Here is a 22,113-nt window from a genome sequence, read left to right as displayed (position 1 = left end):
ATGCTATAACACAACGGCATGCCTCCGGTCCTTGTCACGACCGGAGCCCACGAGGGGAAGCTGTCCACCAGGCTTGACCGGGCGACAAACCTGCCGTCCGGCCGATTCTGTCATGTAGCGGCCTGTCCTGCCATGCTGCCGGCCCGTAACGGGTCGGTGACGGCTGACCGAGCGGTATCCGGCCATTGCCGTGCCACTATGGGCGTTGCACCATTCGGCGCCAGGTATCCACCGCCTCAGGTATGGAAGTTGAGCATTCGCTCCAGCGGCTTGAGGGCACGCTTGCGCACGTCTTCATCCACATGGATTTCGCCGCTGGCCTGGCGCAGGGCACCGGCCAGGTTATCCAGCGCGTTCATGGCCATCCAAGGGCAGTGGGCGCAGCTCTTGCAGGTCGCCCCCTCCCCCGCCGTGGGGGCTTCGAAGAGTGTCTTGTCGGGCACGGCCTGCTGCATCTTGAAGAAGATACCGCGATCGGTGGCCACGATCAGCTCCTGCTGGGGCAGCTCTCTGGCGGCCTTGATCAACTGCGAGGTGGAACCCGTCACATCGGCCAGCTCAACCACCGGCGCCGGTGATTCGGGGTGCACCAGCACGGCCGCATCAGGGTAGAGCCCCTTGAGGTCCTCAACGCCCTTGGCCTTGAACTCCTCATGCACGATGCAGGCCCCGTCCCAGAGCAGCATGTCGGCCCCTGTGCGGCGCTGGATATAGCTGCCCAGATGCTTGTCGGGCGCCCACAGAACCTTCTCGCCCCTGGCCTGGAGATGCTCGATGACCTCCACGGCGATCGAAGAAGTCACGACCCAGTCTGCGCGCGCCTTCACCGCCGCCGAGGTGTTGGCGTACACCACCACGGTGCGGTCGGGGTGGGCGTCACAGAAGGCCGAGAATTCATCCGCCGGACAGCCGATATCCAGTGAGCAGGTAGCCTCGAGGGTCGGCATCAAGACGCGCTTTTCGGGAGACAGGATCTTGGCGGTCTCGCCCATGAAGCGCACACCGGCCACCACGAGGGTATCGGCCGGGTGGCGCGCGCCAAAGCGAGCCATTTCCAGGGAATCCGCCACACAGCCGCCGGTTTCCTCGGCAAGCTGCTGAATGGCGTCGTCGGTATAATAATGCGCTACCAGGACAGCATTGTTGTCCTCGAGCAGGCGCTTGATATCCTCGACGCGCGCTTCGTCCTCGGCGGGGATACGTGTCGGGCAATAGCTGCGTGCCAGCTGATCGCGCAGCTCGGCACGGGAAGTCATGATCGTCATCGTGTCTACCACTGTGACCGGCAGGGAATCCCCCTGCGTTACACCAGGTGCCGGGCTACGTGCGCTCCGCACGGCACGACACACCAGAGGGCCGACCAATGCGTCTATCGCGGAGATCGACCCGCGTCATGGACAATCGCTTCGCAGTTCGCGAGCACCGATTGCATGACTCTCCTTGATGATGACGCTCCCGAGGACGGGTTGCAAGTAGGCGGCTGATCGCCCCTCGGGCATTCGTCGATTGCTTGGCAGCCACCGACGAAAACGCCCCCGTCTCCGAAGAGACGGGGGCGTCGAATCTGGTGGGTCGTGTAGGATTCGAACCTACGACCAATTGGTTAAAAGCCAACTGCTCTACCAACTGAGCTAACGACCCGGAATGGCCCCGAAGGCCAACACAGGTTCGGATGGTGGGTCGTGTAGGATTCGAACCTACGACCAATTGGTTAAAAGCCAACTGCTCTACCAACTGAGCTAACGACCCTGCCCTGCCGAACGGGTGCAAATAATACGGATAACCCTGCTGCAAGGCAAGCGTTTTTTTCGCAACCTGCCGCCGCGTGGCATCCTGACATGCGGCGTCGGGACATGAAGCCAGGCCCCCTGCCCCATCACCGCACCTCAATCTCAGCGACCGCGCGGTTTCGGAGGCCTGGGCTTGCGCACGCCCTGCACCGGACGCCGCTTGTTCTTGTCGCGGCTCCAGCGATTCTTCTCGTCGGGTGTCAACTCCGGCACGCGACGCGATTCCAGCCCTGCCTGACCGGCCAGATCATCGATCTCATCCTGCCCGAGTTCGATCCACTCACCCGCCTTGGCACGCTTATCGAGAAAGATGTTGCCGTAGCGCACCCGCTTGAGCCGGCTGACGGTCAGGTTCTGCGACTCCCAGAGCCGCCGCACCTCACGGTTGCGGCCTTCCATGATCACCACATGAAACCAGGTATTGATACCCTCGCCGCCAAACTCCTGAACATCGGTGAAACGCGCCGGACCATCATCCAGCATGACACCCTCGGTCATCGCCTTGATCTGCTCCATGGCGACCTCCCCCATGATACGCACGGCATACTCACGCTCGATCTGCGTCGAGGGATGCATCAGGCGGTTGGCCAGCTCACCATCGGTGGTGAACAACAGCAGACCACTGGTGTTGATATCCAGGCGGCCGATGGCGATCCAGCGTTCACCCTTGAGCCGGGGCAGGCGATCGAAGACCGTGCGCCGTCCTTCGGGATCCTTGCGCGTGCAAAGCTCCCCCTCCGGCTTGTTGTACATGATGACGCGGCGCGGTACCTCTTCCGCGGAACGCAGCGTGACCGGTCGATCATCCAGCGCGACACGATCTCCCGCTTCCATGCGGTCGCCCAGGGTCGCCACCTGGCCGTTGACCTTGACGCGACCGTCGGCAATCGCCGTTTCCATCTCGCGGCGCGACCCCAGACCGGCTCGGGCCAGCACCTTCTGCAGTTTTTCGCTGGTGTTACTCATTGTCTGTCTCACCTTTCATGGGTTCCGTCCCCGCAGCAGCGTCATCATCGACGCGACCGCGGGCACGCTCGGAGAGCCGAGCTTCCAGGTCGGCAAAGCTCGGTTCCCTCCGTTCGGACGCCGTCCCGGCGTGTATGAATGCATCATCGGCCGTCCCGGCCGATGTCTGTTCCTGGGTATCCGGGAGGGATGGCGTGCTCGCCTCCGCCGGCTCTCCGGCACCTTCTTCATTGTCCTGTGCCGCCTTCTCCGCCTGCCCCGAGACACCACCATGCATCTGCGCATCGGTATCGGGGGCATCGAGTGGCTCATCCGCCTGCGCCAGCAGCGCCTCCTGGGAGGGTGGAGGCGCTTCCTCCTCCGGCTCCGGGCCCGGGTCCGGCTCGAAATGCTTCAGTTCATGCATCGGCGGCAACTCATCCAGCGTCTTCAACCCGAAATCATCGAGGAAAGCGCGGGTCGTTGCGTAGACCGCGGGACGACCGGGCACATCGCGGTGGCCGACAACCCGCACCCAGCCTCGCTCGACCAGGGTGCGCATGATCGAGCCACTCACTGAGACGCCGCGCACATCCTCGATATCCGCCCGCGTTACGGGCTGGCGATAAGCGACCATGGCCAGTGTCTCGAGCAGGGCCCTGGAATAACGCTGCGGACGCTCATCCCAGAGACGCGACACCCAGGACGACAGACGCGGCCGAATACGCAACTGGAACCCGGACGCGGTTTCCAGCAGTTCCATGGCGCCCTGTTCATGGCGCGACTCGAGACGCGCCAGCGACTCGCGCAGGGCCCGTCTCGAGGGGCGTTCCTGATCATCGAACAAGGCCTCCAGACGTTCCAGCGTCAGGGGCGAGCCTGCCGCCAGCAGGGCTGCCTCGAGGATCTCGTCCAGCGGGGTCTCGGAAGATTCCATGGCACTCATGCCGAGCCTTGCTCCTCTTCATGGGGCACGTCATCCGCCGGGCCATCCTGCCCTTCCTCCTCGACGGCGAAGGGACTTTCTCCCGCCTCGCCTTCAGCGTAGAAGTCTTCCTCGTCGTCGACCGCTCCGGTCTGCGCCCTGGCACGCACATGAATCGGCGACAGGGGCGCATTCTGAACAATCTCGATCAGTGTCTCCTTGGCCAGTTCAAGAATCGCCATGAAGGTCACGACGACCCCGGGCCGCCCCTCCTCGAGGCTGAACAGCGATTCGAAAGGGGTGTGATGTTCATGACTCAGGCGCCCCAGAATCACCTGCATGCGCTCACGCGTCGAGAGCACTTCACGGCTGACCTGGTGTGACTGGTTGAGCTCGGCCCGGCGCAAGATGCCGGCCAGAGCGCCCAGCAACTCATCAAGTTCCACCTGAGGATGGATGACCCGCGACTCGAGGGGCGGCAGAGCCGCTTGAGCCGGGAACCAGTCCCGCCCCTGGCGCGGTATCTCGCCGAGAGACTCGGCGGCATTCTTGAGCCGCTCGTATTCCTGAAGCCGACGGATCAGCTCGGCGCGGGGGTCCTCTTCCTCGTCCTCGCCGCTTTCCTTGGGCGGACTCGGCAACAGGGTGCGCGACTTGATCTCGGCCAGCATCGCCGCCATCAGCAGATACTCACCCGCCAGCTCGATTTCCATGGCCTTCATCAACTGCACATATTCGATGTACTGGTGGGTAATGGCCGCCACATCGATGGCCAGAATATCCAGATTCTGGCGACGAATCAGGTACAGCAACAGGTCCAGCGGCCCTTCGAAGGCCTCAAGGAAAACTCGCAGCGCTTCCGGCGGGATATAAAGATCCTCCGGCAACTGGGTGATGGGCTCGTCGAACAACCGACCCAGCGACGCCGCCTGCGCCGCACCGGCTTCGGGAGCCAGTGCTGGGGCAGGTGTCGAGTCAGAATGATCGGTGACGGTTTCACCATCGGCAGTCGTTGGCGTATCGCTCACGCGTGGCCTGGCCTCCTCAGGGGTGGCGAGAGAGCCTGCTGGCATGCCCTCTCGACAAAGGAGAGAGTCTAGCAAGACCTGCCCCTTGAAGGTAAGCCAGGCAGGGCTGGCTCACGCCTCGGCCGAATCGGCCGTTCGGTAGCGACCCGCGTAGTCGAAGAGCTTCTCGCGCACCTGCCAATAACGTCCGACCTTGCGGCCGATGACGAAGTCCGGTGCCTTGAGGCGACGACGCTCCGCCACCACCTCGGCCGGGCTGCCCGGCCACCAGTCGCTGCCCGGGGCGCGCAGGTGACGGCGCAGGAAGACCGCCGCGAAGGCGCCGCGCTGGGCTGCGGTCTCCAGGGCGAACCATTCGCTGAGTGTCTCACCGTCCTCGTCGTGGTAGGTCACCTTCAAGCGTGGCAGGCCGCGTCCATTGTGTGTGGCCTCCAGCTGCATACCACTCACGCGCAGCACCCTGGCATCGCGCAACCCGAGAGCCTCACGCAGCTTGTCGTCGGCATCCACCAGAATCGCCCGGCAGCCATGGCAGCGCCGCGCGGCGATGTCATTCTCGGCAGCACACTCCTTGCACTCCTTGAAGCGATAGCGAAAGTCACATTGCTGCCGGCGACCGTTGTCGTCTTCGACCAGCCCCTGGCAGCGACGCCCGAAATGTTCGATGACCAGTTCGCCGTCACGCCGTCCCCAGAACAGGTTGGCATGCTCACAGACCGGACAGAGCACCTGCACCGGCTCGGTGTCCGATGCCGGTGGCGGGCCACCCACCTCGGGCGCATACAGATCCCAGGGATTGCCGGCGTAGTCGAGTATCAGGCAGTCCTGCTTGCCCTCGGCAAGGCGCAGGCCCCGGCCGACCATCTGCTGATAGAGCCCCACGGACTCCGTGGGGCGCAGAATGGCAATCAAGTCGACATGCGGCGCATCGAAGCCGGTGGTGAGTACCGAGACATTGACCAGGTACTTGAGATGCTGCGCCTTGAAGGCCGCGATATGCGCTTGGCGCTCCTCGGATGGCGTGGCCCCGTTAATCAGCGCCGCTTCCCCCGACGGCAACAAGGCATGGATTTCTTCGGCATGCGCCACGGTGGCCGCAAACAGCATGACACCGCGACGCTGGGCGGCCATCGACACCACTTCGGCAACGATGGCCGGCGTCGCGCGGTGGCCGGCCACCACCCGATCCAGCTCGGCTTCCGGGTAGCGACCGCCCGCTCCCGGGGCCAGGCGCGAAAAGTCATAACGGGCCACGGCGGCATCCACGCGGCGCGGCTCGGCCAGGTAGCCCTGCTTGACCATCAGCCGCAAGGGTTGCTCGAAGACACAATCGCGAAAGAAGCAATCCTCGTCGCCCCGGACCATGCCGTGGTGGTGGCGGTGATAGACGAACCCCTGGCCCAGCCGGTAAGGGGTGGCCGTCAGGCCGAGTATCTTGAGGCTCGGATTACAGCGCTGCAGGGCATCGATGACGCGCCGATAGCTCGAGTTTTCGTCCAGCGAGACACGATGACACTCGTCGATCACCAGCAGCGAAAAAGCCGTTGCCGAGTCATCGAAGGCCTCGAGGTTACGCACGACCGACTGCACCGAGCCGAACACCACCTGACGCCCGGTTTCCTTGCGCCCCAGGCCGGCACTGAAGATATCCGCCTCGAGGCCATAGGCTTCGTACTTGGCATGGTTCTGCTCCACCAGTTCGCGCACATGCGCCAGCACCAGCACGCGGCCGCGGGCCAGCCTGGCCAGTTCGGCGATGACCAGCGACTTGCCGCTGCCGGTCGGCAGCACCACCACCCCGGGATCATGCGTGGCACGAAAGTGCTCGACAACGCGCGTCACGGCCGCCTGCTGGTAGGGTCGCAAGTGAGGTGGGGCAACAGCGTTCATGGGGCCTCTGAGCGATACCGGCTCGCCATTCTGCCGGATTCCATGCCAAAATTTTTCATATCATGCCGTCAACCTTGATTTCCAGGCCTGCCGGCACGATACCTGAAGTGTACGAGCGATAAGGAGAGCCCATCATGACCACCCAACCGACCGGCCCTGAATGCCCGGAATGCGGTAGCCGTTACAAGCAACTGCCACCCGGACGCCAGGGTCAGTACCACGTCTATTGCGACCACTGCGAGTACGACTTCGGCCGCTATGACCATTTCGTGGCGCAGTTCCGTCATATGCTCGACGACCTGGAGGCGCACTTGAAGCACAAGGACGACGCCTAAGACGCATTACCGCGATGCTTGAGTACATGGGCAAGACGCCGGCGCCTGTCTCCACGGGCGCCGGCGTCTTGCGTTACGGGGTCAAATCAGGCCCGGCGCCATTCAGCCCAGCCAGTGACGCGCATTGCGGAACATGCGCATCCAGGCGCCGTCCTGCGTCCACTCGGCGGGGCGCCAGGAGTTGGTCACGGCCCTGGCAACACGTTCCGGATGCGGCATCATGATGGTCACCCGGCCGTCCGAGCTGGTCAGGCCGGTGATACCCGCCGGTGAGCCATTGGGGTTGGCCGGATAGCGCGTGGTCGACTGACCATGATTGTCCAGGTAGCGCAACGCCACCTGATCGCTGCTTTGCACCTGGCGCAGATGGGCCGTGTCACGGAAGGCCGCGCGCCCTTCGCCATGGGCCACGGCGATCGGCAGCTTCGAGCCCTGCATACCGGCAAGCAGAATCGACGGGCTCTTCTCCACGCGGACCATGGAAACACGTGCCTCGAACTGCTCGGACTCATTGCGCACGAACTGCGGCCAGTGCTCGGCGCCCGGAATCAGTTCCCTGAGCTGCGAGAGCATCTGACAGCCGTTGCACACGCCCAGGGCGAAGCTGTCGTCACGCTCGAAGAAGGCGGCAAACTGCTCCCGCGCCCGGGCGTTGTACAGCACGGACCGGGCCCAGCCCCCGCCGGCTCCCAGCACATCGCCATAGGAAAAGCCGCCACAGGCCACCAGGCCCTTGAAGTCCTCGAGGCCGACGCGTCCTTCGAGAATGTCGCTCATGTGCACATCGACGGCCTCGAACCCGGCCCTATCGAAGGCCCAGGCCATTTCCACATGGCCATTCACCCCCTGCTCGCGCAGCACCGCCATGGGAGGACGGGCCGTGTTGACGAAGGGCGCGCTGATATCCTCGTCGACATCGAAGGTCGGCGTAGCCGAGAGACCCGGGTCGCGGGCATCCAGAAGCTCATCGAACTCGCTCTTGGCACAGTCGGCGTTGTCGCGCAGCGCCTGCATGCGATAACTGGGCTCGCTCCAGGTGCGCTGGGTGAGCATGCGCGTGGTCTCGAGCAGCGGCTCCTCGAACAGGGTGACGCGTACCTGATCGTCATAGCGCGGACGGGCGATGACCCCGCAGGTCTCGAGCCCGGCGCCGGCAAACTGGGTCAGCACCTCTTCGGTATGCTCACGGGACACCTGAATCACCGCCCCGAGCTCTTCGGCGAAGAGCGCATTGAAGGCATCGCCGGGCTCGTCGATCAAGCAGTCGAGCTTGATTTCCAGGCCGGCATGCGCGGCAAAGGCCATCTCCAACAGGGTGACCAGCAAACCACCGTCGCTGCGATCGTGATAGGCCAGCAGCTTGCCATCGGCATTGAGGCCCTGAATGACCGAGAAGAACGCCTTGAGATCCTCCGGGTCGTCCAGATCCGGGCACTCGTCACCGACTTGGCCATAGACCTGCGCCAGTGCCGAGCCGCCGAGGCGATTGCGACCGCCGCCCAGATCGACCAGGATCAGATCGGACTCATCCCGCGCCATGTTGATCTCGGGCGTCAGGGTGCGCAGGGCATCGGTCACCGGTGCAAAGCCGGTGGTAATCAACGACAGCGGTGCCGTGACGCTCTTCTCCTCCAGCTCGCCGGCGTCGCCGGTCTCGGCCTGCCAGGCGGTGCGCATCGACATCGAATCCTTGCCCACCGGAATGGCAATCCCCAGCGCCGGACACAGCTCCATGCCGACGGCATGCACGGCGTCATACAGCGCCTGGTTTTCCCCCGGATGGCTGGCCGCACTCATCCAGTTGGCCGACAGCTTGATATCACCCAGCCGGGCGATCGGGGCGGCGGCCAGGTTGGTGATGGTCTCGGCGACAGAAAGGCGTGCACTGGCTGCCGGATCGATCAACGCCACCGGGGGCCGCTCGCCCATCGCCATGGCTTCACCGGCATGGGTGTCGAAGGTCGCCGTGGTCACCGCCACATCGGCCACCGGCACCTGCCAGGGGCCGACCATCTGGTCGCGGGCCACCTGGCCGGTGATCGAGCGATCGCCGATGGTAATCAGAAAGCTCTTGGAGGCCACGGTGGGCAGGCTCAGGACCCGATCCAGCGCCTCGCGCAGATCCAGGTTGTCGAGCATGATGCCCGGCAGATGGCGGCTTTGCCGAGAGAACTCCCGCTGCATCTTCGGAGGCTTGCCGAAGAGTACGCTCATCGGCAGGTCCACCGGCGGCGCCTGCGCCGTGGACGACTCGAAGTGACCATCACGCACCTCGAGGTGGTGCGCTTCGGTCGCCTCGCCAACCACGGCATAGGGGCACCGCTCGCGCTGACAGAGTGACTCGAAAGCCGCCAGGTTCTCCGGCGCCACGGCCAGCACATAGCGCTCCTGAGCCTCGTTGCACCAGATTTCCAGCGGGCTCATGCCGGGCTCGGCATTGGGCACCTCACGCAGCTCGAAGCGCCCGCCGCGCTCGCCATCCTTGACCAGCTCCGGCAGGGCATTGGACAGCCCGCCCGCGCCGACGTCATGAATGAAGCAGATCGGGTTATCATCGCCCAGGGCCCAGCAGCGGTCGATGACTTCCTGGGCGCGTCTTTCCATCTCCGGGTTGCCGCGCTGCACCGAGGCGAAATCCAGATCGGCACTGGACGCCCCCGAGGCCATCGACGAAGCCGCGCCGCCGCCCAGGCCGATCAGCATGGCCGGCCCGCCCATGACGATCAGCTTGCCACCCACCGGAATCTCGCTCTTCTGGACGTGATCCTCGCGGATGTTGCCGTAGCCGCCAGCGATCATGATCGGCTTGTGATAGCCGCGTCGCTCAATGCCATCGGCACCCAGCGCATCCTGCTCAAAGGTGCGGAAGTAGCCGGTCAGGTTCGGGCGGCCGAATTCGTTGTTGAAGGCGGCACCCCCGATGGGGCCTTCGAGCATGATCGACAGCGCGCTGGTGATGCGCTCGGGCTTGCCGTAATCGAAGGCCTCCCAGGGCTGAACGAAGTCGGGAATACGCAGATTGGAAACAGTGAAACCGGTGAGGCCGGCCTTGGGCTTGCCGCCGATGCCGGTAGCGCCCTCGTCGCGAATCTCGCCGCCGGCCCCGGTGGCCGCCCCAGGGTGCGGCGCAATGGCCGTGGGGTGGTTGTGGGTCTCGACCTTCATCAGAATGTTGACCGGCTCCCGATGGGCGGCATAAACCGCCTGCTCGGCATGCTTGCCGGTCAGGGGGGCGGCGAAGAAGCGCCCCGCCTCGCTGCCGCGAATGACCGCCGCATTGTCGCTATAGGCCGAAAGAATATCGTCCGGCGAGCTTTCATATGTGTTCTTGATCATCTTGAATAGCGAGCGCAGCTGGGCCTCGCCGTCCACTACCCAGTCGGCATTGAAGATCTTGTGACGACAGTGCTCGGAGTTCGCCTGGGCGAACATCATCAGCTCGACATCGGTGGGATTGCGCTCCAGGCTGCGGAACGCCTCGCAGAGGTAATCGATTTCGTCCTCGGCCAGGGCCAGCCCGAGCTCGACGTTGGCCGTTGCCAGCGCCTCACGACCACCCGCCAACAGCTCCACCCTGCCCAGCGGCGCCGGCTGATGATGCTCGAACAGCTTGGCGGCATCCGACGCATCGAACAGCACGGTTTCGGTCATGCGGTCATGCAACTGAGCCGTGACGGCCTCGAAGTCGGCCTCGGCAAACTCGCCGCTGAACCGCACGCGGTAGGCAATGCCGCGTTCGAGTCGACGGACCCGCGAGAGCCCGCAGTTATGCGCGATATCGGTGGCCTTCGACGACCAGGGCGACTGAGTGCCGATGCGCGGCACCACCAGAAACAGATGCCCCCGACCACTCGACCTCGCCTCAGGCGACGTACCATCGTCGAGCAACCCCTCGAGCAGCCGCCGCTCCGACTCCGCCAGCTCGCCTTCATGGTCAACGAAGTGCACATAGTCGGCTTCCAGCGCCTCGACACCTGGCGCCACGCGAGACAGGGCTTCCAGCAGCTTGGCGTGACGAAAAGCGGATAGGGCGGGCGCACCGCGCAGTTCGAGCATATCCTCGGACCTCTGAAGCAAGCGAAATGTGAAGGAAGCATAAAGCGCCGACAACGCCGAACCTCGACCCGGATCTCCCCGCCACACGCCCTCGGGGAGCCGCATCGGGATGGATCCCGCGGCGACTGAATAGCCATATGATACTGGAAAGCAGGGATGGCGAGAAATCGGGAATGATGACAGGCGCGGGTTCGCTGGGTAAGGTGAAGATCCCTTCACCGCTCAGCACCGCTATGTCCGCAACCCGGCTCGCCCATTTCCGTCGCCACTGGCGTGGCTACCTGACAGCGTGCAGCGCTGTGATGTTGGCCCTGTGGCCGGTTCCCCCGAGTCATCAGCCGGGCGAGCACCTGCAGGACGTGCTCGAGCGCGACTTCATCAGCGTGCAGACCCGCAACACGCCGACCACCTATTACGAAGGCCGCCAGGGCCCGACCGGCTTCGAATACGAGCTGATGCGGCGCTTCGCCGACCACCTGGGCGTCAGCCTGGCACTCGACGATGATCACACCAGCACCCAGGTGCTGGAGGCCGTGCGCGATCAGGGCGACATGGGGGCGGCCGCCCTGCCCCTCGACCCGAGTCGCGACGGCCTGATCTTCAGTCGGCCGATCATGCCGCTTCAGCCGCTCGTGGTCTACCGCCGCGGTCTCACGCCCCCCGAGGGCATCGCCGACCTGGTGGAGCTGGAGATCGGCACCCTGAGTGGCACCGGCACCGACACCGTGATGCGCGAGCTGCAGGCCGAGCACCCCGAGCTCAGCTGGAAGGAATCCAACGACATGGAGATCGCCTCCCTGCTGAGCCGGGTGGCGAGCGGCGAGCTGGATGCCGCCGTGGTCTACCAGCACCAGTTCCGCCTCAACCGGCTCTTCTTCCCGGAGGTGGAGGACGGCTTCACGCTGGGCAAGCCGCTCTCGCTGGCCTGGGCCTTCCCCGCCGGCCAGGGGCTCGGCCTGGTGCGCGAAGCCAACCGCTTTCTGGCCGACATGCAGGCGTCCGGGTTGCTGCAGCGTCTCGAGACCCGCTACTTCGGCCGCGACAACTATCTCGAATACGTTGGCGCCCGCACCTTCATCAAGCATGCCAAGCAACGACTGCCGGACTATGCCGAACTGTTTCGCGAAGCGGCGCGTGCCACCGGCTTCGACTGGAAGCTGCTGGCCGCAGTGGGCTACCAGGAGTCGCACTGGGACCCCGAGGCCACCTCGCCCACCGGCGTGCGCGGCCTGATGATGCTGACACTGCCCACCGCTAGAGACCTGGGGGTCGAGGATCGCCTCGATCCCGAGCAGAGCATTGAGGGAGGCGCACGCTACCTGCGAAGCCTCGAACAGCGGCTGCCCGAGTCAATCACTGGCGAAGACCGCCTCTACATGGCGCTGGCCGCCTACAACGTGGGACTCGGTCACCTCTACGATGCTCGCGATATCACCGCACAACGCGGCGGCAATCCTGACGTCTGGGTCCATGTGCGCCGCTCACTGCCCCTATTGCAGGAAAAGCAGTGGTACGAGCAGACTCGCCATGGCTATGCGAGAGGCGGCGAGCCGGTCGTCTATGTGCGCAACATACGCCGCTATTACGAGGTGCTGACCTACGTAGACCGCAGTCAGGAGCAGTTTCATCCGCTCAATGTCCGACTGCCGGACGAAGCCAGCCTGGAAAACGGAACCTTTGATGTCATCCCCCCGAGCTCCTGAGCACCGTTCCCGCATCCGGCGGCTCCTGGCGCCAGCCATTGTCAGGCGGAAGGCGGATACCCGGATCGCCGCTGACGGAAAAAGCCCTTCAGGTGCTTCGCGATACGCGCCGCCAGCACGCCCCCGGTCACCTCGACGCGATGGTTGTACCACGGCTGGGCAAACAAGTTGGCTCGCGACTCGGCCATGCCACTGCGAGGCTCGGCGGCGCCATAGACGACCCGGGCCAGGCGTGCATGAATGATGGCACCGGTACACATCAGGCAGGGCTCGAGAGTGACAAACAGGGTGCAGCCGTCGAGCCGATAGTTGCCGCTTTGGACGCCGGCAAGGCGCAGGGCTCGAATCTCGGCATGGGCGCTAGGGTCATGAGTCGACACCGGGGCATTGTAGCCCTCGCCGATGATGTCACCGGCCGCATCCACGACCACCGCACCCACCGGCACCTCGCCTGCCTGCTCGGCGCGCCGGGCCTGATCTATGGCACGGTGCATGTAGTATTCATCGCTGCGTATCACCCTGGACTCCAGTAGACTGCTCGACATAGAGATAACGGCACGTGGCACGCATCATGCCGCGCACGCCTCAGGAATCAAGGATACCCCTCGAATGTCCGACTCGCTAAACGCCCTGGTCGAACTGCTCGCCCTGGAGCCCTTGGAAGAGAACCTGTTTCGCGGCCACAGCCAGGACCTGGGCCTGCCCCAGCTGTTCGGCGGCCAGGTGCTCGGCCAGGCGCTCTCGGCCGCCACGCATACCGTCGATGCCAGCCGCCGCGTGCACTCGCTGCACGGCTACTTCCTGCGCCCCGGGGACCCGCGGATGCCGGTGGTCTATCAGGTCGATGCCGTTCGCGATGGCGCCAGTTTCACCACGCGCCGCATCACCGCCATCCAGAAAGGCCGCCCGATCTTCTTCTGCAGCGCCTCCTTTCATGGCCAGGAAACCAGCATAGCGCACCAGCCACGGATGCCGGACGTGGGCACGCCGGAAGCGCCGGAGGCCGACGAAGACCGCATCACCCGCTTCCCCGGCCACCCCATCGAATTCCGCCATGTCGAGGACAGCACCGAACCCGGCCAGCCGGCCCGCAAACGCCTCTGGTTCCGCCTGGCCGGCGAGCTGCCCGACGACCCGGCCCTGCACCGCTACCTGCTGGCCTACAGCTCGGACTTCAACCTGCTGACCACGGCACTGGTCCCCCATGGCATCCAGTTCGGCGACCCCGGGCTGCAGATCGCCAGCCTCGATCACTCGCTGTGGTTCCACCATGACGTCAGGGTCAACGACTGGTTGCTGTATGACATGGACAGCCCCTGGACCGGCGGCGCACGCGGCTTCAGTCGCGGCAGCATCTTCGACCGCAACGGGCGACTGGTTGCCTCCAGTGCACAGGAAGGGTTGACGCGAGTGCTTGATACCGAAGGCTGAACACTGCCGGGGGCTGCCCCGTGTCGCCCCTGGCAACTCCAGCGTCGTCATGGAGACGCCGGCACACAGCTGCACTCCTACCTTGGGAGTAATGGCGGGTTACATCCACCACCGGTCCTCACCGGCAAGCGGATGTCCGCCTGGAGCTCGAGACCACAGTGTCTCGAACTTTCAGCCAAGGACGAGGAGTGCCGCGCCCATGTCCAACGTCAATTACCAAGCTTCCATCGACCAAAGTGATCGTCTGGTGCCGGTCAACCTCCGTCAGAGTGGTGACCCCGGTATCCAGTTGCTGCTGTCCAATCGCGTCCGCAAATCGCCCTACTGGCATCTCTCGGTAGAGGCCGGCTGCTGGAAGGCGACGGTCTACAATCGCATGTATCACCCGCGTGCCTATGTCCGCCCCGAGGACGGCGGGGCCATGGAAGAGTATCGCGCCCTGGTCAACGACGTGACGCTGTGGAACGTCGCGGTGGAGCGCCCCATTCGCGTCAAGGGGCCCGAGGCCGAAGCCTTTTGCAATTACGTCTGCACCCGCGATGTGACACGGGTCCCGACGATGATGGGTCGCTATGTGGTGCTCTGCGACGAGCGTGGCTGCGTGCTCAACGACCCGGTCATGCTGCGCGTCGCCGACGACGAGTTCTGGTTCACCATCAGCGACTCCGACCTGGCCTACTGGTTCCGCGGCATCAACCACGGCATGGGTTACGACGTACAGATCGATGAAATCGACGTCAGCCCGCTGCAGATCCAGGGCCCGAAGTCCGAGGACCTGGTCGCCGACCTGGTCGGCGAGGCGGTACGCGACGTGCCCTACTACGGCCTGATGGCCGCGCAAATCGAGGGCGTCGATGTCTTGATCTCGCAGACCGGCTTCTCCGGCGAGAAGGGCTACGAGGTCTATGCCTACGATTCGACATTGAACGCCGAGACCGTATGGAACACCATTCGAAGCGTCGGCGAGAAGTACAACCTGATGGTCATCGCCCCGGCCCACCATCGCCGTATCGCCGCCGGCATCCTCTCCTACGGCCAGGACCTGGACCACGAGACCAACCCCTTTCAGTGCAACCTGGGCCACATGGTGCCCAAGGGCAAGGAGGCCAACTACATCGGCAAGGACGTCCTGGAAGAGACGCGTGCCCAGGTCAATGCCGGAAATCCGCCCTTCACCCACCAACTGGTGGGCCTGAAACTCGACGGCAAACCCATCGAGGACTATGCACCGGACTTCTGGCTGGTCGGCCCGGACGCCGAGAGCGACCCCTGCGGCTGGATCACCTCGCCCTGGTACTCGCCGGAACTCGGCACCAACATCGCCATGGCCTATGTGCCGGTCGCCTCAGCCGTGCTGGGCACTGAGCTGGTGGCCTGGCTCCCCGACGAGTTTCTCGACATCCCGGGGCAGCCCGTCGCCGCCACCGTATGCGAGATGCCCTTCCGCGAGTCCGTCAACCCGAGCTCGCGCGAGCGCGCCAAGGCCGCCGGTCGCGACTATGCCTATTGAGGACGGCAGTGGCCTGGCTCGCCGAGGCAGGCCACTGGAAAAAGCGGCACGCCAGGCGTTACGCTCGGCATGAAGCCGGTGTAGCTCAGCTGGCAGAGCAACGCACTCGTAATGCGTAGGTCGGTGGTTCGAGTCCACTCACCGGCACCAGCCGCAAACGGCAACGGCCACCCGTCACATTGACGCGGTGGCCGTTCTTTTCACTGCAAGCCTTTTGTCGGGAGGCTCGGGGCAGTAACCAATAAAAAACCCAAGCGCCCTGCATGGAGGACCCTTGGGTTTGCGGTATCCCCCAACTTCCCTGTTGGAGACATCTCGTCGGGCGCCCTTCCGCTGATCCCCGGAGGATGCCATCCCTGGCGAGCCACGATCTCTCACTGAGATGAATACCGCAGTCATCACTCTAGACACCCTATGCCGGCCCTAGCCAGCCATATCCCGTGAACTATTGTGAAGCCCGCCGTACCTACTTCCATCAGGGCTCGGGCATCCAGCTCCACAGCCGCCCATTGCGGTCCAATGAAAACACCCGACCGCTATGGTGCCCGGGCGTTGCCGTGCCGAGGCTGTGAACAGCGACATCAGTCAACATCCAGCTGGTCGCTGCTGACCAGATTCTGCAGCATCGTCTGGGAGTCAGCGCCGGATACCCCTGTGCCCTCCAGGGTGATGATTTGGTCGGCATCGCTGCTGTCGGTGGCGATTCCCCCATCGGTCTTGATGGACAGCACCGTGTCGCCATTATCAACGCTGGCATTGATGTACTCATCCAGCGCCTCCTGGTCCGGGTCGCTTCCGGCATCATAGCCCTCCAACAGGTCGCCCAGCTTCAACTGGTCGGCGTCGGCATCAGTGCCATAGTCCCCCAGGGTGAAGTCCTTGACGGTATCACCAGCCGGACCGGTGGTACTGCCCTCATCGTCGAGCTTCCACTCGAAGACATCCGCACCGGCGCCACCGAGCATATCGTCACTGCCTGTGCCACCTTCCAGCAGATCATCGCCACTGGTGCCGATCAGTACATCGTCTCCGGCCTCACCAAAGAGCTGATCCTGGCCGCCTGCGGTAATACTTGCGCTGGTGAGGTCGGCGTAGTTATCCCTGATGAACTCCAGAATGCGATCCTGATCGGGCTCCGTACCGTCCTGTTCCGTGATGAGGTTGATGACGCCGGCATACCCGCTACCCGTCTCATAACCCGAGCCGGCGGGGCCCCCAAGGCTTCCCGGGTCAACACTGTCTCCGAAGATAACGTCGTTACCCGCCCCGCCCAGGAGGGTATCGGGGCCGAGAGGAGCGTCCTCGGTTGTCGTCGAACCACCCTCCAGAATACTGGCAAGATCTTCCGCAGTCAGTGCGACAGGAATGTCACTCCCGGTTTGTGCCTCGGTATCCAGATCCGCGAGGTTGTCGCGATCCACCTCGTTATCCAGGGCGATGGCATTGACGATGGCATCCGGCCCCATGGCCGTCAGCATATCCTGATAGGCAGGGATGACGGTGCCGGTATGACTACTGTTAGAGTCCCCATCGGCAATGTAATACACCAGGTTCTGGAAGCCATTGGTCGATTGTGGCTCACCGGATGCCGAGAACCAGGCCTCAGCGGCATTAAAGCCATTTTCCGGATAGGTGCCGTCATCCGCGACTCGGTCGTTGACCCACTCCTGGACGTCGTTCACATTATCGCTGGTCAATTCATCGACATTCGGCTCGATTTCCACCCCACCATCACGGAAGAAGTTGACATGTAGCTGGATCTCGCCAGGAAAGCCGGATATCTCGCCCAACAGGTTATTGATGGACTCCTTGGCCGCCTGCATTCTCGTCCCGGTTCCTTCGTTAAGGTCGTCACCCATACTGCCGGAGCGATCAACCACAAAGGCAATGTTGTAGTTTTTCGTCGGCTCGATGATTTTCTGATTTCCCCCGGTGTCGCCGATCAGAACATCATCGCCACCGCCGCCAACGATGGTATCGGCCTCACCGGACCCGACACTGATTTCATCAGGAGTAATCTCGACACTGACGGTGGCGGTATCCGTGCCACCGTTGCCATCGCTTACCCTGTAGGTGACACTGGTTTCGCGGCTTTCACCGGACTCCAGGTCGGCGAAATCGCCATTCGGGTCAAATTCATAGGCCCCATTGGCATTGATGGTAAACAGGCCTCCATTGTCGCCACTGATACCAGCACCCACATCACCGGGAACGCCTTCCACGGCCTCGACACTCAGGGTGTCACTGTCGTTGCCTCCATCGGTGTCATTATCCAGTACATTGCCATTGTAGTTACGCGAGGGGCCTCCGCTATCGCGGTCTTCCTGTGCGATCGGTGACGGATTATTGACTGACCAATCAAAGGCAGCGGTAACCGTGTCTCCTGCATCATCCTCTGCCGTCACCTCAACGTTGTACGGCCCATTCTGTGAGGCATTGGCATCGAGAGTACCGGTGATCTCGCCGGTATCCTCGTCGATGGACAACCCTGATGGCAGGTTGGCAGCGGAATACCTCAGCGTATCGCCATTATCGACATCGCTGAACGCCCCCGCCGTCTCGACCGCTGTGATGGCGTCGCCATCGCTACTCGTCTGATCACCCAGCCCGGTCGTTGTCGGCGCGTCGTTCTCGCCGGTCACGGTCACGCTGACCGTGGCCGTATCGGTGCCGCCATTGCCATCATCGACGCTGTAGCTGACCGTGGTCTCGCGGGTCTCGCCCTCGGCCAGGTCATCGAATGCACCCTTCTGGTCGAAGGTGTAATCGCCGTTGTCGTCGATGGTGAACTCACCGCCGTTGCTGCCGACCACCGGCTGGCCGACATCGCCGGCCGCACCGTCCACGGCACTGACCGTCAACGGATCGCTATCATTGCCGCCGTCCTGGTCGTTGGTCAGTACATTGCCGTTAGTGTCGGCATTTTCCGCCGTGGTGGCGCTGTCGTCATCCGCGACCGGCGGCATGTCGGGTCCCGTGTGATTGACTACCCGCTTGGTGAATAACTCCGGCCGCTTGGCCTGCCATTCCTTCATCGCTGAAATCGGTGATTGATGATGCAGCGCCTTCTGAGGGATGTGGTGATTGTACAGCCAAGCGTAGCGTTTGAGCGTCTGCTCCAGATCCTCGCCTGAGGTATAGCGCCGGGTCGCCAGCACGTCGCTGATGCGGCCGTTGAACCGCTCCACCATACCGTTCGTCTGTGGCCTTCCCGGCTTGATCAGGCGATGTTCGATACCATGGGCTTGGCACTCCCGGTCGAAGGGGTGGCGGCCGCTGGGCTTGCGCTCACCTGCCCGTGTGAAGCGATCGGTGAACGACTTGCCGTTGTCAGTGAGCACCGTCTGGATCGTGAAGAGAGCCTTCTCCTCGACGCACTTCATGAACGCCTTGGCATCCTTGGCAGACTGGCTTCGCCTGACCTCCAGATAGACCCAGCGTGTGGCACGGTCGATGGCGACGTACAGGTAACGCTTCTGCTCCTCATCAGGCATCTGAGGCAGGTGCTTGATGTCGATATGCACGTACCCGGGCTCGTAGTCCTTGAAGGGCTTGTGCCGGGGCTTCCCATCATCACCAGCGTCCTGCCGAGCCAATTCTGCCAGTGTCGGCACCTCGCGCCGCTGGAGCATGCGGTGCAGGCCTGAGCGAGACAGTCGAGGGTTCAGGAACTCACGTGCCACGACGAGCAGATCATCCAGGCCGAGGCGCAGGAATTCACGAGCGGCGATCAGCACCTCCTCCTGCTCAGACGTAAGGGTGGCCAGTAGGTTGTGACGCGTGTGCGATCGGTCATGGACATCGTCGCGGTACCGCCAACGCCGGATGGTCGCGTGGGAAACACCATACTGGCGGGCCAGCTCGCTATCCGTGATGCTGGACGGTGCCGCCTGGATTTCAGCACGAATCTTCGGTGTCGTGGTGGCCTGCTTATGCAGCTTGATGTCCATGAACCTGCTCCCGAATGAATTGCTGTAGAAGCTCGGCGGTCTCAATGACCAAGTGCAACACGTGACCCCTCAGGTACGATGTTGCTATGACTCAATGCTATCGCCATCTCTCTGCTGAAGACCGAGCCGCCATCATGATGATGCGAGCGACTCACTCGATCCGAGCCATCGCCACTCATCTGGGTCGTGCTCCGAGTACCGTTTCGCGAGAAATCGCTCGCCACACGGTCAGTCCGACGAAAGACTACGATGCTAGCCTGGCAAGCTATAGGGCTCGTTTGGCACGACATCAGCCACGCCGACTTCCCAAGCTGCATCCCGATGGGGAGCTCTTCGAGGTGGTGGTCTACCTGCTGCGCAAGTACTGGTCACCGCAACAGATAGCCCGCACAATGAAGCTCATGTCTCCCAATGATTCACGTCGCCAGGTCTCGCATGAGGCCATTTACAACGCGCTCTATGTGATGCCCCGTGGCAGCCTCAAGAAGGAGCTCATCGCCTGCCTTCGTCAGGGCAATGGCAAGCGCCGGCCGCGCAGCCGTGGCAAGGATCGACGCCAGCAGATTCCCGAGCTGGTCAGCATTCACATGCGGCCGCCTGAGATCGAAGATCGCCTGATGCCTGGCCACTGGGAGGGCGACCTCATCATGGGCGCCAACAATCGCTCTGCCGTCGGTACGCTGGTGGAACGCACCACGCGCCTGGTGATCTTGGCGAAAGTGGATGGCACTACCGCCACAGCGGCGGCCGTTGGCTTCAGCGACAAGCTCAATGAGGTGCCACGAGCTCTGCGCTTGTCCATGACGTACGATCAAGGCAGAGAGATGGTGAAGCATGCCGAGATCACTCAGAAAACCGGTACGGCGATTTACTTCGCTGACCCGCATAGCCCATGGCAACGAGGCTCCAATGAGAATACCAACGGGCTGTTGCGGCAGTACCTGCCAAAGGGCACGGATCTGTCGGTCTACAGCCAGGACGAGCTCGACGAGATCGCCGACTCACTGAACACGCGGCCGCGCCAGACACTGGACTGGCGCACGCCATTGGAAGTTTACGCCGAGGTGCTCAAGAAATCGGTCGCGGGCCCGAGCACCCTTCAATAGTGTTGCGCTTGGAACTTGAGACCGACCTCTCTGGCTGCCAGCAGAGGATAACTCCTATAGCTCATTTGATCATCCGGGACCCTACATCTATAAGAGAAGTCCTACAAAACACAAACATAAAACTTATGCACCACCACGCAAGGAGTTAAAGGGGTTGGAGGAGTAGCCCAATAAGCAACAACTTTACTCATACCACTATTTCATAACTTATGACACTTGCCCGAAACTGCATAAACTGCAGACTCGTACAGTCAGGCACGTCCACGCTCGTCCTGGCTCAACACGACCGGGTGAGGCCCAGGAAGATATCGGTGACAAGGGGCGACCGAGCTGCTGTGCACCTCATGGCCGGTATCTTGCGTGGAGAGGATGTAGCCGTGTCCTTTGCTGACGCCTGGGATCAGCTCCGGCAAGGATTGCTCCTGAGCTCCAGGTGAAAGGGGCTGCGTCAAGGGGAAGGCAATATGGAGCCCTGGAGGACAGGTTGTCGCGTCCACAACGCTGACAACCCGGTCATGTGGTTCGCATTAGCGCGGCAAGCAGGCACAGTACCGCAGGAGCCTCAACCTGGTGCGGAGAAGTACCAACGCGGGGGCTAGTAGGCGCCATACAGAATGCATGGGCCATGGCCTCGCCTCTAATGAAGGCCAGGTTATACAGAGGAATCCGAGCCTCTAGTCGTCAGCTTCCAGGCGCTGCAGCCGATAGCCATAGCGGTATACCGAAGCCAGTTTCCAGCCATTCTCGGCATTGAATCCCAGCTTGCGCCGCAGGCGATAGATATGTACGTCCAGTGTCCGCGACATGGGGCTTTCTTCCTGCCCCCATACCGACTCGTACAGGTAGGAGCGACTCAGGGGCTGGTTGATATTGCGCAGCAGCAGGAGGGCCAGCCGATACTCCTGATGGGTCAACCTGACCGGCGCCCCGCTCACGGTGATCGTTTCTTCCTTGGGCAGGACCTGAACATCTCCCAACTGAAAGGGCTCGAGGCGATTTTTGCCACCGACATGCCGCCGCCTGAGCGTCGCCAGTACGCGCGCGATCAGCTCTTCGGAGCGAAACGGCTTGTTGACGAAGTCTTCTGCGCCAGCCTTGAGTGCCTCGACGACATCCTGCTCGGCATCTCGGCCGGTCACCATGATCACAGGCGGCGGCGACTGAAAGTACTCACCCATCCAGCTCAGCACATCAGGGCCATCCATGTCAGGCAACATCCAGTCCAACAACACCAGATTATAGGTATTGCGCTTGATGCCTCGAATGAATTCACGAGCATTCCGATAGCTATCGATCTGCCAACCGTTTTCGCTTCCGGTGACACGCCATTCCTGCGGGCTACGCTCGGATGCCATGCGCAACAGGTCGACAAGCTGCTCTCGGCACACGGAATCATCTTCGAGGATGGCAATGAACATCGCGGTAGGCTCCCAAGCCTTGTAAC

Annotated in this window: 14 protein-coding genes, 3 tRNA genes and 1 pseudogene; 6 read left to right on the top strand and 12 right to left on the bottom strand. The window is 63.0% G+C overall.

The features are described 5' to 3' along the window. Positions 1-236: 236 nt before the first annotated feature. The 7 genes from nadA to radD all read right to left on the bottom strand — a co-directional run bounded on the left by nadA (position 237) and on the right by radD (position 6,578). Complete coding sequence (gene nadA, locus QWY74_RS01365) at positions 237-1,265, bottom strand: quinolinate synthase NadA (protein WP_264827727.1); 1,029 nt, start codon at positions 1,263-1,265, stop codon at positions 237-239. 300 nt (positions 1,266-1,565) lie between these two features. After that, positions 1,566-1,641 (bottom strand) — tRNA-Lys (locus QWY74_RS01360). A 32-nt stretch (positions 1,642-1,673) separates the two neighbouring features. Next, a tRNA-Lys gene (locus QWY74_RS01355) sits at positions 1,674-1,749 on the bottom strand. 143 nt (positions 1,750-1,892) lie between these two features. Further along, positions 1,893-2,756, bottom strand: a complete 864-nt coding sequence (gene rluB, locus QWY74_RS01350; protein ID WP_264827726.1) for a 23S rRNA pseudouridine(2605) synthase RluB — start codon at positions 2,754-2,756, stop codon at positions 1,893-1,895. Beyond that, positions 2,749-3,681, bottom strand: a complete 933-nt coding sequence (gene scpB, locus QWY74_RS01345) for an SMC-Scp complex subunit ScpB (protein ID WP_264827724.1) — start codon at positions 3,679-3,681, stop codon at positions 2,749-2,751. Before scpB ends, rluB begins: the two co-directional genes overlap by 8 nt. Continuing rightward, positions 3,678-4,688, bottom strand: a complete 1,011-nt coding sequence (locus tag QWY74_RS01340) for a segregation and condensation protein A (RefSeq protein ID WP_435389096.1) — start codon at positions 4,686-4,688, stop codon at positions 3,678-3,680. The genes scpB and QWY74_RS01340 overlap by 4 nt, the downstream gene beginning before the upstream one ends. A 111-nt stretch (positions 4,689-4,799) precedes the next feature. After that, entirely contained in the window at positions 4,800-6,578 is a 1,779-nt protein-coding gene (radD, locus tag QWY74_RS01335; protein WP_290313608.1) for a DNA repair helicase RadD, read from the bottom strand. Between the two features lie 134 nt (positions 6,579-6,712). Between radD and QWY74_RS01330 the strand changes: the two genes are divergently transcribed. After that, entirely contained in the window at positions 6,713-6,913 is a 201-nt protein-coding gene (locus tag QWY74_RS01330; protein ID WP_264827722.1) for a hypothetical protein, read from the top strand. A 102-nt stretch (positions 6,914-7,015) separates the two neighbouring features. Here the strand turns inward: QWY74_RS01330 and purL are convergent, their stop codons facing one another. After that, positions 7,016-10,969: a phosphoribosylformylglycinamidine synthase gene (purL, locus tag QWY74_RS01325; protein ID WP_290313607.1), complete on the bottom strand. Its 3,954-nt coding sequence runs from the start codon at positions 10,967-10,969 to the stop codon at positions 7,016-7,018. Positions 10,970-11,202: 233 nt separating this feature from the next. Here purL and mltF point away from each other — a divergent pair, with 233 nt between their 5' ends. Further along, positions 11,203-12,672 (top strand): membrane-bound lytic murein transglycosylase MltF, encoded by a 1,470-nt coding sequence (mltF, locus tag QWY74_RS01320; RefSeq protein WP_290313618.1) that lies wholly within the window; start codon positions 11,203-11,205, stop codon positions 12,670-12,672. Positions 12,673-12,713: 41 nt separating this feature from the next. Here mltF and tadA read toward each other — a convergent pair whose 3' ends face one another. Further along, positions 12,714-13,187 (bottom strand): tRNA adenosine(34) deaminase TadA, encoded by a 474-nt coding sequence (gene tadA / locus QWY74_RS01315; RefSeq protein WP_264827740.1) that lies wholly within the window; start codon positions 13,185-13,187, stop codon positions 12,714-12,716. 94 nt (positions 13,188-13,281) lie between these two features. Here tadA and QWY74_RS01310 point away from each other — a divergent pair, with 94 nt between their 5' ends. From QWY74_RS01310 to QWY74_RS01300, 3 genes are all read left to right on the top strand, one after another. Next, positions 13,282-14,103, top strand: coding sequence for an acyl-CoA thioesterase (locus QWY74_RS01310; RefSeq protein ID WP_290313606.1), 822 nt, complete (start codon positions 13,282-13,284; stop codon positions 14,101-14,103). Positions 14,104-14,302: 199 nt separating this feature from the next. Then, complete coding sequence (locus QWY74_RS01305; RefSeq protein ID WP_290313605.1) at positions 14,303-15,613, top strand: glycine cleavage T C-terminal barrel domain-containing protein; 1,311 nt, start codon at positions 14,303-14,305, stop codon at positions 15,611-15,613. Between the two features lie 74 nt (positions 15,614-15,687). Beyond that, positions 15,688-15,763: transfer RNA gene (locus QWY74_RS01300), tRNA-Thr, on the top strand. 431 nt (positions 15,764-16,194) lie between these two features. On the opposite strand, the gene QWY74_RS01295 is transcribed toward QWY74_RS01300, so the two are convergent. Further along, a complete protein-coding gene (locus QWY74_RS01295) occupies positions 16,195-18,579 on the bottom strand; it encodes a cadherin-like domain-containing protein (protein ID WP_494337328.1) in 2,385 nt (794 codons plus the stop codon). Continuing rightward, positions 18,580-19,563, bottom strand: a pseudogene (locus QWY74_RS01290) (IS481 family transposase); the annotation flags it as partial. An 86-nt stretch (positions 19,564-19,649) separates the two neighbouring features. On the opposite strand from QWY74_RS01290, the gene QWY74_RS01285 reads away from it, so the two are divergent. Then, positions 19,650-20,669 (top strand): IS30 family transposase, encoded by a 1,020-nt coding sequence (locus QWY74_RS01285; protein WP_290313604.1) that lies wholly within the window; start codon positions 19,650-19,652, stop codon positions 20,667-20,669. A gap of 674 nt (positions 20,670-21,343) precedes the next feature. Here the strand turns inward: QWY74_RS01285 and QWY74_RS01280 are convergent. Continuing rightward, on the bottom strand, positions 21,344-22,087 hold the full coding sequence (locus QWY74_RS01280) for a response regulator transcription factor (RefSeq protein WP_290313603.1): 744 nt from the start codon (positions 22,085-22,087) through the stop codon (positions 21,344-21,346). Positions 22,088-22,113: the final 26 nt, after the last annotated feature.

Origin of the sequence: Halomonas almeriensis (genome assembly GCF_030409235.1) — a bacterium.
Lineage (GTDB): Bacteria > Pseudomonadota > Gammaproteobacteria > Pseudomonadales > Halomonadaceae > Halomonas > Halomonas almeriensis.
Note: the sequence above shows the minus strand (reverse complement) of the source record. Positions and strands in the feature narration are given on the sequence as shown.